Source organism: Vibrio sp. VPAP30 (assembly GCF_001188205.1).
GTDB classification, from domain to species: Bacteria; Pseudomonadota; Gammaproteobacteria; order Enterobacterales; family Vibrionaceae; genus Vibrio; species Vibrio bivalvicida.
In genome coordinates, this window is the sequence record NZ_LBLS01000016.1 from 288,054 (window position 1) to 304,186 (window position 16,133).

Here is a 16,133-nt window from a genome sequence, read left to right on the forward strand (position 1 = left end):
GCCTTCTATTTCTCTAGAGAAAAGCGCTTGTTAGAACTCAATCCATACGAATGGAGAGACAAGCATGAACCAACCCCTTTTTATTCAGCAATTACCTAAAGTTGAACTGCATTTGCATATTGAAGGCTCACTTGAGCCGGAGATGATGTTTAAACTCGCTCAGCGCAATCAAATCTCTTTGCCTTTTACTACGCCAGAAGAAGTAACAGCCGCATACCAATTTACCAATCTACAATCTTTCCTTGATATCTATTATCAGGGTGCGAATGTTCTTATCCACGAGCAGGATTTCTACGATCTGACTTGGGCCTATTTGTTACGTTGTCAGAAAGACAATGTCATTCACAGCGAAATCTTCTTTGACCCGCAAACCCATACTGATAGAGGGATTGCTTTTGATACAGTGATTAACGGTATTCACCGTGCACTAGAAGATGGCCGCGAACAACTAGGTATTACCAGTCAGATTATCATGTGTTTCCTGCGTCACTTAGACGAAGAGAGTGCTTTTGATACCCTGTTTCAGGCTCTGGAATATAAAGACAAGATTGTTGCGGTCGGATTGGATTCGTCAGAATTAGGTCATCCGCCAGAGAAGTTTGCTCGCGTATTTGCCAAGGCATTAGAAGAAGGGTTCTTAACCGTGGCTCATGCAGGGGAAGAGGGGCCGGTCAGTAATATCTATGACAGCCTAGAGCTATTGAAGGTGAGCCGTATTGATCACGGAGTAAGATGTTCAGACGATGAAAACTTGCTGTACGCTTTAGCTCAAAGTCAGATGCCATTAACGGTATGCCCATTATCCAATACTAAGCTCAAAGTATTTGAGGATATGCACCAACATAACATTGTTGAATTACTAAGACGAGGCATTTGCGTCACCATCAACTCTGATGACCCTGCGTACTTTGGCGGCTATATGACGGATAATTTTCTAGCGGTAGCCGAGGCTCATTCACTCACCAATGAAGAGCTGGCTAAATTTACTCGCAATGCTATTTCAGCCAGCTTTATTAGTGATGAAAATAAGCAGAAACTTAGAGAAAGGCTGGGAGATTTTATAAGTTCTGTTTGTTAATGGGTCAAGCAATCAGGCGCTTATCTGAGCGCCTGATTAATATTTAATTGGAAGAGAATAGCTGCTGGTGGAGCCTTTGAGCATGCCCATCGGTCATTGAAGATATGTAGTCAGCAATGACTCGGAATCCTCCGCTTCTGGTCTCTTTTTCCAACCATTCCTGACGCACATTAATTGGTAGTAAGCGCTCGGGATCGGCACTGAGTGCTTCGAAAATATCCATAATGATCTGCTGACCTTTGTATTCTACCACTTGAACGTGGGGCACTTGAATCACATAGTCGCTGACGAACTTTTTCAACACATCGAGCGCTTTAGCCATAGTAGGTTCAAGTACCGCATTAAAGGCTAGTATTTCGCTCTGGAAAGGGGCATCAATCGGTTTAATCGAAATACTGGTCAGTAGTGCGTTAACCATGCCGCCGATCGCATCCTTACGTTGATAATGAGTGCCTGAAAAGAGCATCTCGGTGATCGAGGCAATATGCTTTTCAAACCAAGCATCGCCACACTCAGATAAATGGCTAGAAGCACCTTCAATCCACTGCTGGCGATTAACCATACCCAGGACAATGGCATCTTCAAGATCGTGTACCCCATAAGCGATATCGTCCGCCAGTTCCATAATCGAACAATCAATCGACTTATAGCGCGTTTTGCTATGTTGCCTGTCGCTGATACTTTCAGCCCGCATCTGACTGAACAGTAATCTATCTTGCTCACACAATGGTTCTACCACCCAGTCAAACAGCGTTTTATCACAGTCATAAAGCCCCTTAGCGGGTGACCAGTCTTTTGCTCTCAGTCTGCGCTGGTGAGAAACACTTTCTGGTACATGAGCAGCGCGTGTTTGGCTAATCATGGCTGGGTACTTGATGAGTCCGAGTAAAGTGCGACGTGTGAGGTTCATTCCGAACTGTTCGGTATACGGCTCTAGCTTGGTGACTATGCGAAATGTTTGGGCATTGCCTTCGAAACCACCGTGTTCACGCATCATATAATTGAGAGCGACTTCACCGCCGTGACCATAGGGCGGATGACCAATGTCGTGGGCAAGACATAAAGAGTCAATTAGGCTATCACTGGGTAGTAAGTCCCTGAACTCAGGTTGTTTCTTTTTCAACTGAGCAACAATTCCCGTACCTAATTGTGCGGCTTCAAGTGAGTGAGTCAGGCGGGTACGATGGAAGTCGTCAAAGCTATTGCCATGCACTTGAGTTTTAGCCTGCAAACGACGAAACGCTGCAGAGTGAAGGATGCGCGCGCGATCTCTTTGATATGGGCTGCGATGGTCATCGCGACGAATCTTATGTTCATCATCGTGGCGTTCATGCCATAAATCACTGATTTTAAACGTCATAGGCTGCATCCCCTGTTTTTTCTTACCGTACACGTATACGCTAGTGACTGCAAGGCTAGTCACGCATAGTAAGAATCAGTATCGCAGCGACAGCAAGAAAGCTGGTCATCATCAAGAACACATCATTGTAGGCCATAATCGCTGCGTCTCTTTGCATTGTAGCAACCAAACTGGCTTGAGCTTGCTGCATTGCTGTTGCGGCATCACTGCCCGCCTGGATAAAGAAGCTTTGCTTTTGATGAAGGGTTTCCCAACCTAATTGACTAACAGTGGGTAGAGACTCCTTAATATGAGCGAGATGCTCGCGCGTTTTGTTATCAAGTAGGGTAGCGATAACAGCGATGCTGAAAGCTCCTCCTAGGTTGCGCATAACGTTAGTTAAGGTAGAGGCGTCGGGTGTATCATGCTTGGCGATGTTTTTCATTGCCACTAAAGACAGCGGCACCATAATAAATGGGCTGCCAATGGCGCGTAGTACCATAGATAAAATCAACTGCTGACCACCAAAATCAACCGTCATATGAGTGTTGACGTAACAACTTAAGCCAAACATGGCAAAGCCGAACGTGACCAAGTACTTGGGCTTAATAATTTGGGTTAACTTAGGTACGAGTGGAAAAATTAACAGCTGTGGAAAGCCCATCCACATCAAGACTTCTCCAATCTCCATCGCGTTATATTGTTGAATCTGAGTCAGATACATCGGCAATACATAGATGGAGCCAAGAAGTGCCATCCCTAGGATCAGATAAGCGAGACAAGACATGGCAAACTGCCCATCGCGGAGTAATCGCAAGTTGACCAATGGTTTTTTGTGCTGCAGTTCGTTAATCACAAAGTAGACCAAGCTCACAGCGGAGATGATGCTCAAGGTAATAATAAAGCGAGAGCTGAACCACTCTTCACGATTGCCTTCTTCCAGTACCACTTCTAAGCAGCCCAAGCCAAGCGCCATGGTGGCAATACCGAACCAATCGGCCTTTTTCAGTGTGGCTAATTGTAGCGGCTCGTCATCCAAACCATAGCGAATCATAGCAATCACTAAGAAAGCTGGTGGGATATTGATATAGAAGATGTAGTGCCAAGATAGGTTTTCCGTCAACCAGCCACCAAAAGTAGGGCCAATAGACGGGGCAAAAGTAGCAGTAATACCAAATAAAGCCATGCCTACTGCACGTTTATTAAGTGGCAAAAGCTGTATGACCAATGAAAAGGCTAGGGGGATCAAAGCGCCACCACTAAAGCCTTGCATTGCGCGGAATACGATCATCGAGGTCATGTTCCACGAGAAGGAACACAACAGCGAAGAGAGCGTAAACATCGCGGTTGTCCAAGTCAGATAACGGCGCTTCCCCAACGCTTTGGATAGCCAGCCACTGAGTGGAATCGCGATCATTTCAGCCACAAGATAAGACGTCGAGATCCAAGAACTTTCGTCTAAAGTCGCAGAGAGCGCTCCTTGAATATCTTTCAGTGAAGAGTTGGTGATCTGGATGTCCAGGATTGCCATAAACGCACCGATAAGACCACCAAACAGAGCTATCCAGTGACGGGTTGGGACTTGTTGCTCTTCAATCGTTGGGCTAACAGCAGTATTTGCCATGGTTAGCCTCGGGTATCAATAGTAGCGACAACAGATAAACCAGGGAGTAAACGCCCTTTAAGCTCTTTAGCATCAGGAATGATAATTTTTACGGGTACACGTTGAACGATTTTAGTGAAGTTGCCCGTTGCATTCTCTGGTGGTAGAAGAGCAAACTTGGCTCCGGTGGCAGGAGAAAAACTCTCAACTACCCCCTCAAGTGGTTCTCCAGGGAAAGCATCAAGTTCCACTGCGACTTTCTGCCCTTTGTGAATACCACTGAGCTGAGTTTCTTTGAAGTTCGCTTCTATCCATACTGAGTTATTAGGTACTAAACTCATCAATGGTGCGCCAGACTGAACTAACAAACCTTCACGAACACTGCGTTTACCTATAATGCCGTCAGTTGGGGCATAAACTTTGGTGTAATCTAAATTTAATTGGGCTTGTTTTAGCCCGGCTTGCGCTTCTGTGACCGAAGCTCTTGCTTGCTCTATTTCGCTGGCGATAACATTGAGTTGATCGTTTGCTGCCACCAAGCTTGCTTTTGCTTCTTCGAGTGCTGCCATCGTGACTTTTTGTTGAGCGAGCATACTGTCGACTTCATCTTGAGAAGCATAGTCGCGTTTTAATAGGCTGCGTGAGCGTGCCACTTGTTGAATGGCACGGTCATATTCGGCTTGTGCAGAATCAACACGGCTTTCAGCTTGATGAATTTGGCTGCGTTGTAACTTTTGCTGAGCAACGAGGTTGCCTTCACTCGCTTCGGCAACGACTAGATGAGCTTTGGCTTGCTCTAATGCCGCTTGAAAATCGCGGTCGTCAATCCGCACCAAAAGGTCTCCCTGTTTGACGGCTTGGTTATCCGTGATGTAAGACTGGGCAATATAGCCAGAAACTTTTGGGCTGATACTAGTGATGTCGCCTTGTAGGTAAGCATTATCAGTAGACTCAAAATATTGACCGTAAGTGAGCCAGTAACCACCGCCTAGCAAGCCAAGCGACAGCATGAACACTGTTGCAATTAAAGGGGTTTTGTTACGTTTGCGCGGCTTGGCTTGGGCGTTGTGGTTTTTGGTCATAGTAATTCTCGTTGGGGAAATAAGGGTGTAACAAATTGTAAAGGAAATGGATTGGTTGATAAGATAGAAAAAAATGAAAACACTGTTGCACAGATTGATCTAATGCCTGGAGGGAATAATCGATGGACTTAAACGCGATAAACGTGTTTGTACAAGTGGTTGAGTGCGGAAGTTTTACCCAAGCTGCAGAGTCGTTGAGTATGACTAAGTCTACGGTCAGTCGAAAGTTAGCCGAGTTAGAGCGGCATTTAGGTGTGAGGTTGATCACTCGTTCAACCCGTAGTTTAGTGATCACCCCTGAGGGAGAGCGCTTTTATCAATCTAGCCAGCAAATGCTTGAGCTTCTTAACCAAGCTGAGCTTGAAGTGAGTGCCAACCAAGATTTGATCAGAGGCCCACTGAATGTCGTTTTTCCTGTCGAACTAGGCCAGCAAGTATTAAGTAAGCACATTCATCAATTTTTAGCAGCTCATCCCCATGTCACTTTAAACTTAGAGTTAACCAATCGTGAAGTGGATATCATCGCAGAGGGTATTGATCTGTATGCGCAAATTGGTGAGTTGGCAGATTCAAGCTTGGTATCAAGGTATCTTGCTTCTTCAACACGTATTTTGGTTGCTAGCCCTGAGTACATTGAAAAGTTCGGCCAGATTGATACCCATCATGATCTGAAACCGCCACATCAGCTTGTTGAAGTCTCTAACAAAGGTGCTCGTTTTCCTAAATGGCACCTTGGCTTAGAAGACGTATCCTATCAAATTGACTTACCGTATCAGCTTAGGGTTAATACCATCACGTCGTGCTTGAACGCATGTATTGATGGATTAGGGATATCTGTGTTGCCAGAATTTATTTGCTTAGAGCACCTCAATAGTGGCCGATTAGTGCGACTTTTACCTGATTACATTATGCCGGAAGTGAGTGTTAGTCTGGTGTATGCCGATAGGCGATTAATGCCAAAGCGTAAAAAAGTGTTCATTGATTACCTGCTTGATGCTTTTCATAAAGAGCATCCACGTACTAACTAATCTCATCTAACGAAAGCTCAAAACTTGGCGCAAAGGTGGTGAGGAAATACGCCATCTCTGGCGTTTGACGCTCTTTTAAAGTGACATCTAGGCGCTTTTTAGCTAATGCATATTCGTGGTTTCCCGCACTTAGCTCTTCAAGACATTTCAAATAAGCACAGATGGTATCTGCTTGTTTTACGATTGCTGCATCTTCTGTGTGAGCACACTGAGAGACTAGATACGGTGCAAAATCGTCTCGAAACTCTTCGGGCAGCATCGAAAGCAACTTTTGCTCCGCTGCTGCTTCAATCTTTTTATACTCTTTAGCTATCTCTGGGTTGTAGTATTTGACTGGAGTCGGTAAGTCCCCGTTAGTTCGCATTTAAGAAACCCCCATTAGTTGCTAACCGAATAAAAGGTAAATATAACAATTGTTTGCCAAAAAAATCTGATGACAGCTGTACGTTCGTTTACATCTGCGTTATTGACTTAAAGTTGTACAACATACTACGCCTTAGAGGAGTAAATGAGCTCTACCTCTAGGTTATCAAGTTGTATGTGGAAAGCCTTCTTTAATTGAATAACTTAAGTGATTTTATAAAGCTAGTGCTTTAGTGCTCAAGGTCTCTTCATTATACTAACGATGTAATATGCAACTGTGATAAATTATTGATAGATATTTTAAAAGCTACACAATGATTATGACTGGAAACATAGAACTTACAACACTCACAGATTCAAATGCAGACTCTTTCCTACTAAAACTGTTTGGAACGTCAGGACATAAACATATTTTAATCGATGGTGGCTTCAAAGGGGATGGCAGGAAAGCACTAAAGCAAATAGAGGGGATACTTGAAGAAGGTGGCAAAATTGACGTAGTCATCTTAACGCACGTCGATAAAGATCATGTTAATGGTCTCTTAGCGCTTTTTGAAAGTGATAGCGTTAACCGTGAGAGTATTGGCAAAGTAGTCTTTAATGTGCCTCACAGTGAAGCAGAAATAAAGGTAATCAAAGAAAAGAGTACTCAGTGCGGCTATCAAGAAGGCAACACTCTGCTTGGATTGATCATAAGCAAAGATATAGATCTTGTTCAAGCACATCAAGGCTGCTCGATTGAGATCGATGAGAACATTATTATTGATATTCTGTCTCCAACCAAAGAGGCATTGGAAGCTAATCATGATAATTGGCGAGATACTAACATTGGCCATGATGAAGACGAAGAGTACGACAAAAACGTGCTACTTACTAAGAAGTACAAGGAAGACGATAAGCCACAAAATCTATCAAGTATTGTCTGTTTGATAACTTGTGATGAACAGAAAATGTTGTTTTGTGGGGACAGCGTTCCTAGCCAAATACTAAGTGCTGACATCGAATGTACACCTGTAACCTTGTTCAAGGTTCCGCACCATGGAAGCAAGTACAATATTTCGAAAGAACTGTTGGAAAAATTTCCCGCGGTTAAGTATCTAATACCTGGAAATAGAAGTTCATATCCAAATTATTATACCATTGCTCTAATAGAGGAAAATTCAAAGCATTCGGAAGTTTTCGTACCGAAAGGTTCATGGGTTCATAGTAAACGTCGAAATAACGAGATCGAATTGAATTTTTCGGAATATGAGTTTGGCACAAAGGTTAAACTATAATGGTTGATATTGGTTGTTTTCACTCTGCGTTAGTTAAGGTGAAATCTAAGTTAACTGGAAGCGGTGTGTGGATTAGCTTAGGATTTGCCGAGCATTCCTATGTACTTACGGCAGAGCATAATATTGATAGCCATGATTTTGAAGTTTTCGATAATACAGGTAGAAAGCTTGACTCCAGCTACGTTTGTAAACTGGACGGATTGGATATATCGATTCTTAAAATTAATGAAAGGTGCACAAATAAAATTGAGCTGTGCCTAGAAGATTCCACCAGAATAGATAAAGACTCTAGCTGCTGGATATTGGGATATCCTAAATCTTTGGTTAAAACCTCTGACTTTAAAGCGATTGAACATGAAGGAACAATCCTGTTCGATAATGAGAATGTTTTCTTTAGGATTGATGAAAACCTTCCTAGCTATGCCGATAGGGATAATGTTGAAGGCTTTTCTGGTGGGCCTATATTTCAGGTTACAAAGAACGTAATATATTTGAAAGCTATTATTACTGATAGCTTTGACGATAACTTTTCATATAAAAGAATATACGGTGTGCGGTCGAGGGATATATATACAAAACTTCCTAAAGAAATAGTTAGTGAGTTATATAGTCAGGAGTGCATAGAAGAAATAGTTGATAAGTCATGTAAACTTCTAGATGAGAAAATAATTGAATACATTATTAATGGTAATTTTTTAGATAAATTAAATTGTATAGATTTAAATGGACTGGAAGCTTGTGATTACTTTTACCTTCCTGACGATAAAGATAAAATCACACAACATGTATCATTGTTAAGAAATGAAGAATCTCTTAAGTCATATATACATTCAAGAATTATCTCCATGGTTATGGATGAAACATTATCGAATGTCAGCTTGAATCCGACAAAATTTGAAAGCAATAAATTGTTCACTATACATGTAACGGATTTTACTGAAACACACCAACTGATAGCTAAGTTAATAAAGCAAGAGAATAGTCTCGACTATTCAAATGCAATAATAATGATAATCTACTCTACAGATGACAATGACCTAAGTTATGTAAAGAAAAAAAGAATATCTAAAGTTATTTCTAACTTTGCAGATGGGAGAGAGCCTGAACTATATCATGATTCTATTCCAATTAATGAAAAAGCAAAGTTAAGAAGTTTCCTTGAAACTAGAAAGAGTGCGGATATGAAGTTTTCAATTATAAATATTAAATTCCTAGTGAAAATGGTTGTAGAGCAGATAAGGAACGAGCTATATGATGAGTGTTATAATCAGCAAGATCTTCAAAGAGAAGTTATGGAGGTAGTCAAATATTATGAATAGTATCAATTGTAAAGATTTGCTGTTTGATGATATGCCTTCCGCTGAAAAATTCATTTTGGAAAACGAGATTGAAATATTCTCAGATGAAGGTGATTTGATTCTTTGTTATATGAACTCGCCTGAAGGTATCAAGAAGAATTGGAATGACATAACAACTAGAACTGCGCTTGACTTTCAATCAAATCTTATAGACCAAGTAATATCTAGAAATCTACTATTGGTATTTTGTTCTACTGAAGAAATTGATATTGATACTAAAAAAGAAATACAGTCAGACACATACTGTTGTAGAAAGATAGCTAGAAGTAAAGTCGAGGATTTAGAAAGTAGTATAAAAGACCTGATCTTTTATGGAACAGAAAAAAAAGAAGAAGTAAAAAAAAGTTCCCTAAAAGAAATAATAGAAAAAGAACACAATGAAGTATTTCAATTGATGGCTATATAATGATGAATAAAAACAAAATCAAGAAAATAACACTGGATAGTTTCAGAGCTTTTTCTGATGAGAAAGAGCTAGATTTTGAGATTGATAATAAGGTAGCCGATATAGTTGTTGTATATGCACCTAATGGTACTGGAAAAACTAGCACTATTGAAGGTATAGAATGGGCAGCAACAGGTAAAGTATCTAGGTTAGATACAATTATTTCTAATAATAACGCAAAGAATAGGAACCCCAAAGAGGGGAACATACTCAAAAACAGATACAGTGGCAAAAAGATAGGTTCTGTTAAGTTAGAACTCGAAAGTGGAAAGTTAATACATAGAGAAACAAAACCAAAAAGTAGAAGAAATCATGATTACTGTCCAGGAATTTCGAAAAGCTCTATAAAGGATGTAGAAAACTTCAATAATAACATTCTTAGTCAAGGAACAATTAGCAAATTTTCATATGAAGCTAGTAGTGGTAGCTTATTTCAGTCACTAATTGGTAATAAAGGTAACTCAGAAGATATTGAGGTATATGATAAGATCAACTCTATTAAAAGTAGCATAGATAAGTCCAATTCAGAGAGAAGAACTGAAATATCATATATCAAGTCCTTGATATCAAATGAAAGTAAGGATGTTTCATTACTTGAGGGTAGTATTACTGAGGGGGCTGAGTTTTATTCTTCTGAAGATTATACCTTATTTAAGAAAAACTTTATGTTTTTCCAAGATATTTCTGAAAAGAGTATAAGTGATTCAATTAGCTATCTGACTGAAATTAAAACGTCGTTTGAAAACTTAAAGTCAAAGCTAATAGGTTTTGATTTGGATGAGTACAAAGAACGCTCTAGAGATAACTTAAATGCTTCCAAAGTAATGAAATTAGAAAGTGAGCTTATAGAGAAGAATGCAGATTTTGAACGTATTGAAAAAAAATCTATTAGTATAGAATCAAAAAAAGATGAGTTAAATACACTACTTTCACCTAGAAACATTGAAAATATAAATAATAAAATAGGAGAATTCGATGAGGTTAGTTTTAGTATTGAGAACTGTAAAGATTACATTGAAAGAGTTTCAACTGTAAATGGATTAGTTCAGAAAAAAATAAAAAGTATTAATTTATTAGACTTAATAGACCAAGATAAAAAACTATCAACTTCTGAAGGGTTGATTAATGCATTGTTTGGAAAGGTTGATAATGAAGAAATTACTCTCTTAAGTGAAAAGCTATTTATAAGTAAAATAAATCAGAAAATTTCGTCTAAGTCTAATTTACTTGGCTCTATTACAAAAAAGTCATTTATTGATGCAAACCATGAACTAAAATATGTGTTGGAGTTGAATAAAAAAACGCATGACCTAGAGCAGCTAAATATAAAGATAAAAGATCTGAATAGTGAGAAAGAAAAAGTAATTTCATTTGAAGAGAAGCTTGGTATTATTAAATCTTATGTTATTGAAGTCATAAATGAAAGAACTTTGAGTAGTTGTCCAGCCTGCGGAACAGTCTATGATGATACAAATAAACTAATAGATTCAGTAAACAGTTTAAAAACTGACTCAAGGCAACTTATTGATGGAGCTATAGAAACTCTTAACAAGCAAAAGCTTGAATTAGTCGGTGAAATTAAAAATTTAAATGATACCATCGATAATCTAGTTTCTGAGTTAAAGCAAGGAATTAATAAAGAAATAGATCAGCTTAGGGAACGTAAACAACAAGCATCGAGCTTATACACTTGTTTGTCTGATCTAAATATTAATTATACGCAAATTAATATAATTGGTTTGTTAGAAAAAATTTCATTTATCAAAAAAAATGTTGAAAGTCGATTATCTTTACTTTCTAGAAAAAAAGATAAGTATGAGAATTGGTCGGGGCGGATTACTTTTATCTTATCTGAAAAATCAAAAGAGCAATTGACTTATGAAGCCGAACTTAAACGTTTGAAAGATACAATCAAAGTACAATTTGATTTGAGTATCAATGAACTAATTTTAAAGTCAAAATCATATCATATTTGTTTGTTTGAACGTAACAATCTGATTCTTATGGATAAGAAATCAAAAAGTGATCTTCAAATTTTTGAAAAACAATTAGCAGAGCTAAAAGAAAAAATATCCAATCTAAAAGTCTATGCTGGTTTTTCGAAAGATATGATTATGAGGGATGTTATTGAAATATCTCAGAAAAATAAAAGGGTTATTCGAGCTGATTATAACTATATAAAAAGTCAAATTACATCATATAGAACTAGTAACAATTTCTTTTTCGTCGACCTTATAACCCGAATTGAACAAAAGTGTTCTGCCTTCTTAGCTAATCTATTAACTTCACAAAAAATAGCGAGTAAGAAAGAAAATATTATTGAAAATAGAAAACTATTAGAAATTAAGAATCGGGAATTGAGGGAAGGTAACTCTAATTTGGAAAAGGTTAACCTTGCACTAGATGAGGCAATGTCTTACTTCTCCGAGTTGGCAAGTGATAGCATCAATAGTGAAGTTCTCAACGATATGTTTATGTATGTTGAACCACATTTAAAATATGACGAGATATCATTTCGTGTTGATCTTAATGGTAATAATAAAGGGATTTATATCCAAGCAAGATCTAACTCAATGGATGATGATAATACACCTATCTATTACCTAAGTGAAGCGCAGATCAATATATTGTCGATTTGTATTTTCCTCGCTGACCATGCAAGGTCGGATGAATCAGCTATCAATGCAATTGTAATCGACGACCCCGTACAGAGTATGGATGATTTAAATAGCTATGCTTTGATAGATTTATGTAAGATATTTTCTAGACGATTTAAGAAACAGATAATAATAACTACTCATAATAGAAGTTTTTTCAATTTGTTTAGAAGTAAACTGCCTGAGGAACGTTACTCTACGAAGTTTATTAGCTTGTAGTTTTAAAGAGCCAACTATTGGCTCTTTTTCTTATTTGATGGTTCATTAGGTTACCATTATTCTGGGAGGATTTATGGGGCGTGTTGGTAAAAAGATAAAAATGAAGAAGCTAAAATTAAATGTTCTTAATTTTCAATTCACACATTTAAAAGATATTTTAAATGTTGAGAGTGAAATTAACCTGTATCCGAACATTGCAATGACTTCAATTCTTCATGTTCTTATCGTACCCGATAATGATGATGTACATAGCTATTCACCATTTCAAGGGTACAATCTAAATCTATTTGACTCCAAGTATATAGCTCTTTTACATTTAATGAGTATTATGCCTTCAACCGCCAATGAAGTTTATATGAGCCAAGATGAATTAATAGACTTTAGAAATGGTTACAGTGTAGGTACATACTTATTACTCGATAAGTCAAGTTTCGCAAAGAGGATAGGTGCTTTCGAGGGGCTTCCTTTCATATATTGCTACTGTATAGATGAAGATGCTGTACAGCACGTTAATGACGTTTGTAAGAACTTTAAATACCCTCCAATAACCGTTGGATGGGAAGAAACTTGCGATGTAGTTATTAACAAAGAGTTCAGAACTTTTTCTTTAGATGAATCGATATGTGATAGATTAAAACTTGTGCAAGGTGAAGGGGGGTTGCCAGAAAAAGCTGATTTATTCTTTGATGATTCCTGTAGGAGAGAGGCGGTTTTTAATGATATCAAGTTACCATCATATAATCATGCTGTAACTAATCCCAATGAAGCAGTCTTATATAGTTTAGGTTTTCAATTACCTAATCAAGAGAAACTAAAAAGCGGTACTGACAGAGGTGCATATATTGAAGCGATGGTTAACAGTTCAAATGCTGTTAAAGAGCTTACGAGTACCTGCGTCCAATCATCTAGCAAGTCAGACTTGATTCTATATTGTCCGAGCATTTATACCTATTTGTATGATTTCAATAGTCAATTCTGGAATAACATAAAGATGAAGGAAAAGAGCAAGGTTGTTAGAGATTTTATCATGAATGGATTATTTAAAAATCCAAATTATTCAGGGTTTGATTTCTCGGTAAAGAATGACCAACAATCTAAAGAGTTGCAAAAAAGTGATCTTGTCAGACAAATAGCTGAGATTCGAAAGTTTGAACTGGCATTTTCTTCTGGAGCTATTAACTTTCTGAGCGTATCTAATAATGCACCTGCACTTAGGTTGCCAAATAAGCTGAATTTTTATCATAGTAGTCTAAGAGACATAGAAAGTTTGTCGAAGTCAGACAAACAAAAATCTGAAACAAAGCTTAAGCGAAAATTCGACCAATTTACTTCTGGTATGAAGGACGAAATCGGAGAGGTTCTATCCGACTATATAGTAACAAAGTCTTCCTCTCTAACTATTTGTACGGACTCTATACTAGAGTGGGTCTGCCTTGACCGAATTCCTCTCATGTTCACACATGAAATATCAAAAATTTCGACTACCCCAGGCAACAAGTTCCTTCAAGAAGCAACTAACTTTTCGAGTTTTTCCCTATCTAGAAAGCAATTAAACTCTATCACAGTCATACGCTCATTTAAGGATAATGACCCCATAAAGCATGTCTTGGAAGAAGCTATAAACAGCTATATAGACGATGAGAGCGTTCTTAACATAGAGTTTAAAGATGTATCCAATATGGAGGAATTTGTTGAAGCAGTTAATAGTTGTGATGATAATATTCTAATACTTGATTGTCACGGTAACCATGGTGGAGAGGATTCTCATGGATGGTTACAGATAGGTTTAGATCGAGTAGATACCTGGACTTTGCCAGTTGTCTATCCGCCTATTGTTATATTAAGTGCTTGTCTAACGGCAGCAATTGGAGGCTCACATGCTTCTGTAGCTAATGGATTTTTATCCAAAGGTAGCTTATCTGTTCTAGGCACTCTATTGCCTGTGGATGCAGTTAAGTCTGCGAATTTCATTGGTTCGTTACTAAGGCGTACAAGTGTTTATTTGGATGCTCTGGTAGATCTAAATGCTCCGATGATTACGTGGAGGCGATTTTTATCTTGTTTTTTAAGGATATCTTATTGTTCTGATTTTCTATCAGCATTACGAGACGAACGCCAAATCATTACTTTCGAACAATGCGATGAAATTTATGGATATTGTCAAACGATAATCAATTCTCAACAATCAGATTGGTACGATGGAGTTTTGATGACTATGCAAGAGGTATGTGGAATTGAAGCTAGTATTTTGGACTCTGAAATCCAAAAGTTAGGATTGACCGAAACGATGTACTATTCGCAACTCGGAAGGCCAGAAAATATAATCATTGATTTAACCATATGATGCTAGTGATTTATAACCATATGTAATTAATAAACCGTGATAGTGATTGGGCTTCACGGTTTTACTTATGTCCTGAATTCTTCATTAAGCACATCTATAAAGTAGTTCGCGACTTCATCACGAAACGTCCTTCCACCACCAGTTGCGTTTATCCAATAGCTATTTGTTGAATCCATTTTAAACGCTTTACAATTTTTCCAGTGTTGGGCGTTTTTCTCGTAGTCTAATTCCGCTAGTTTATTACCAGCCAGATAGTAGTCATTTAATGTGATGTTTTTTTTGTTTTTTAAGTGAAAAATAACAAGGCCAAGCGCTTGCCAAATTTGCATCGAACGATGGAAGCCATTTTGATTCTGTTTGATAGTTTTTTCTAATCCATTTAGCCAGCCCTTCATAAACTGTGTTATTTCAGGAATTACACTATTAACAAGATTGGCATTTATAGAGCTCTTGTCTGTTAGATGGGTTGGAAGACGCTTTTCAATTCTTAAGTTTCGTCCTCCTAGGCTTCCTAAGATTATGTATATAAGAGAACTCTGTGTTGTGATATATGTTTCAGATTTTGTTATCTTGTTTATGCGTGAAACGCCACCAAATTTCTCTAGGTTTAAATTGATTTCGAGTTGATGACAACCGTCCACCAAAGGAGATTTTTGTTCCTTGTTTACAAGCAGGTTTTGTGAGTAAACCCTAGTGTCGTTTGTATTTATATCAGTGAATAACTTATAAATATCAGAATCACTAACTTTATCAGAAATGGAATACATGATGTTTAATTGGATATCCATTCCGCAAAGAAAATTATTATGTAAAGCAGTGAGCTTTCTTTGATTTGTGGTTCTCTTTTTAGTAAACGGATTATCTATACCTTTAAGCTGTGCTATCGCACTTATCAGATTAAATCCATCTAAAATCAGGGTCTTATCTTTTTCAAAAGTGATCTTTCTAAAAAAATCGCCCAGATCTTTCTCTTTAACTTTTCCATTTAGAAAAAAAGTAACCCTTAATACATCTGTAGGGCTATTTTGCTCGATTGATTGCTCAAGGTATTGAGTTAGTTGAGACACTCGCTCTTTGTTGGTTGGGCGCTCAAAACTAGAAGAAATAATATCAAAAAAAACGTGATGCTCTGGTAGCAATTCAAATAGCTCTGATACTTTTATCACAGACTGAAATTTACATATGCCACCTGTTGTATTGATGGAGTACAGGCCGTTAAAGCTAATCTCATTTGAACTATTCATAAACCCATTAACGCATTGTTTTTTATGGATTGTACAAAAAAGGTCGATAAATCTCTTGAATGGGGCGTCGCCCCGATCAAGAATGCAGGCCAAATT

At 38.0% G+C, this 16,133-nt stretch carries 11 protein-coding genes and 1 pseudogene; 7 read left to right on the forward strand and 5 right to left on the reverse strand.

Annotated elements, in window-relative coordinates:
* Positions 1-64: 64 nt before the first annotated feature.
* Positions 65-1,078, forward strand: coding sequence for an adenosine deaminase (locus tag ZX61_RS05545; RefSeq protein ID WP_049843707.1), 1,014 nt, complete (start codon positions 65-67; stop codon positions 1,076-1,078).
* A gap of 43 nt (positions 1,079-1,121) precedes the next feature.
* Here the strand turns inward: ZX61_RS05545 and ZX61_RS05550 are convergent, their stop codons facing one another.
* The 3 genes from ZX61_RS05550 to ZX61_RS05560 are packed head-to-tail and all read right to left on the reverse strand — an operon-like array spanning position 1,122 to position 5,102.
* Positions 1,122-2,438, reverse strand: coding sequence for an anti-phage deoxyguanosine triphosphatase (locus tag ZX61_RS05550; RefSeq protein WP_049843797.1), 1,317 nt, complete (start codon positions 2,436-2,438; stop codon positions 1,122-1,124).
* Positions 2,439-2,493: 55 nt separating this feature from the next.
* Entirely contained in the window at positions 2,494-4,041 is a 1,548-nt protein-coding gene (locus ZX61_RS05555; protein ID WP_049843708.1) for a DHA2 family efflux MFS transporter permease subunit, read from the reverse strand.
* A 2-nt stretch (positions 4,042-4,043) separates the two neighbouring features.
* On the reverse strand, positions 4,044-5,102 hold the full coding sequence (locus ZX61_RS05560) for an HlyD family secretion protein (protein ID WP_049843709.1): 1,059 nt from the start codon (positions 5,100-5,102) through the stop codon (positions 4,044-4,046).
* A 122-nt stretch (positions 5,103-5,224) separates the two neighbouring features.
* Between ZX61_RS05560 and ZX61_RS05565 the strand changes: the two genes are divergently transcribed.
* Positions 5,225-6,130, forward strand: coding sequence for a LysR family transcriptional regulator (locus ZX61_RS05565; protein ID WP_049843710.1), 906 nt, complete (start codon positions 5,225-5,227; stop codon positions 6,128-6,130).
* Here the strand turns inward: ZX61_RS05565 and yfbR are convergent.
* A pseudogene (yfbR, locus tag ZX61_RS05570) lies at positions 6,123-6,482 on the reverse strand (5'-deoxynucleotidase); the annotation flags it as partial. The gene ZX61_RS05565 and the pseudogene yfbR sit on opposite strands and share 8 nt — an antisense overlap.
* 325 nt (positions 6,483-6,807) lie before the next feature.
* On the opposite strand from yfbR, the gene ZX61_RS05575 reads away from it, so the two are divergent.
* From ZX61_RS05575 to ZX61_RS05595, 5 genes are all read left to right on the forward strand, one after another.
* Positions 6,808-7,770, forward strand: coding sequence for an MBL fold metallo-hydrolase (locus ZX61_RS05575; RefSeq protein WP_049843711.1), 963 nt, complete (start codon positions 6,808-6,810; stop codon positions 7,768-7,770).
* On the forward strand, positions 7,770-9,089 hold the full coding sequence (locus tag ZX61_RS05580) for a trypsin-like peptidase domain-containing protein (protein ID WP_049843712.1): 1,320 nt from the start codon (positions 7,770-7,772) through the stop codon (positions 9,087-9,089). Before ZX61_RS05575 ends, ZX61_RS05580 begins: the two co-directional genes overlap by 1 nt.
* Positions 9,082-9,534 (forward strand): hypothetical protein, encoded by a 453-nt coding sequence (locus ZX61_RS05585; RefSeq protein WP_049843713.1) that lies wholly within the window; start codon positions 9,082-9,084, stop codon positions 9,532-9,534. The genes ZX61_RS05580 and ZX61_RS05585 overlap by 8 nt, the downstream gene beginning before the upstream one ends.
* The gene (locus ZX61_RS05590) at positions 9,534-12,449 is read left to right on the forward strand and encodes an AAA family ATPase (protein WP_049843714.1); all 2,916 of its coding nucleotides are present in this window, start codon (positions 9,534-9,536) and stop codon (positions 12,447-12,449) included. Before ZX61_RS05585 ends, ZX61_RS05590 begins: the two co-directional genes overlap by 1 nt.
* A gap of 73 nt (positions 12,450-12,522) precedes the next feature.
* A complete protein-coding gene (locus ZX61_RS05595) occupies positions 12,523-14,793 on the forward strand; it encodes a hypothetical protein (RefSeq protein ID WP_200904214.1) in 2,271 nt (756 codons plus the stop codon).
* A 65-nt stretch (positions 14,794-14,858) separates the two neighbouring features.
* Here the strand turns inward: ZX61_RS05595 and ZX61_RS05600 are convergent, their stop codons facing one another.
* The gene (locus ZX61_RS05600; protein WP_049843715.1) at positions 14,859-16,037 is read right to left on the reverse strand and encodes a hypothetical protein; all 1,179 of its coding nucleotides are present in this window, start codon (positions 16,035-16,037) and stop codon (positions 14,859-14,861) included.
* Between the last annotated feature and the right edge of the window lie 96 nt (positions 16,038-16,133).

Coding starts and splice junctions, on each gene's coding strand:
- ZX61_RS05545 (WP_049843707.1), top strand. CDS start 65: ATGAACCAACCCCTTTTTATTCAGCAATTACCTAAAGTTGAACTGCAT.
- ZX61_RS05550 (WP_049843797.1), bottom strand. CDS start 2,438: ATGACGTTTAAAATCAGTGATTTATGGCATGAACGCCACGATGATGAA.
- ZX61_RS05555 (WP_049843708.1), bottom strand. CDS start 4,041: ATGGCAAATACTGCTGTTAGCCCAACGATTGAAGAGCAACAAGTCCCA.
- ZX61_RS05560 (WP_049843709.1), bottom strand. CDS start 5,102: ATGACCAAAAACCACAACGCCCAAGCCAAGCCGCGCAAACGTAACAAA.
- ZX61_RS05565 (WP_049843710.1), top strand. CDS start 5,225: ATGGACTTAAACGCGATAAACGTGTTTGTACAAGTGGTTGAGTGCGGA.
- ZX61_RS05575 (WP_049843711.1), top strand. CDS start 6,808: ATGATTATGACTGGAAACATAGAACTTACAACACTCACAGATTCAAAT.
- ZX61_RS05580 (WP_049843712.1), top strand. CDS start 7,770: ATGGTTGATATTGGTTGTTTTCACTCTGCGTTAGTTAAGGTGAAATCT.
- ZX61_RS05585 (WP_049843713.1), top strand. CDS start 9,082: ATGAATAGTATCAATTGTAAAGATTTGCTGTTTGATGATATGCCTTCC.
- ZX61_RS05590 (WP_049843714.1), top strand. CDS start 9,534: ATGATGAATAAAAACAAAATCAAGAAAATAACACTGGATAGTTTCAGA.
- ZX61_RS05595 (WP_200904214.1), top strand. CDS start 12,523: ATGGGGCGTGTTGGTAAAAAGATAAAAATGAAGAAGCTAAAATTAAAT.
- ZX61_RS05600 (WP_049843715.1), bottom strand. CDS start 16,037: ATGAATAGTTCAAATGAGATTAGCTTTAACGGCCTGTACTCCATCAAT.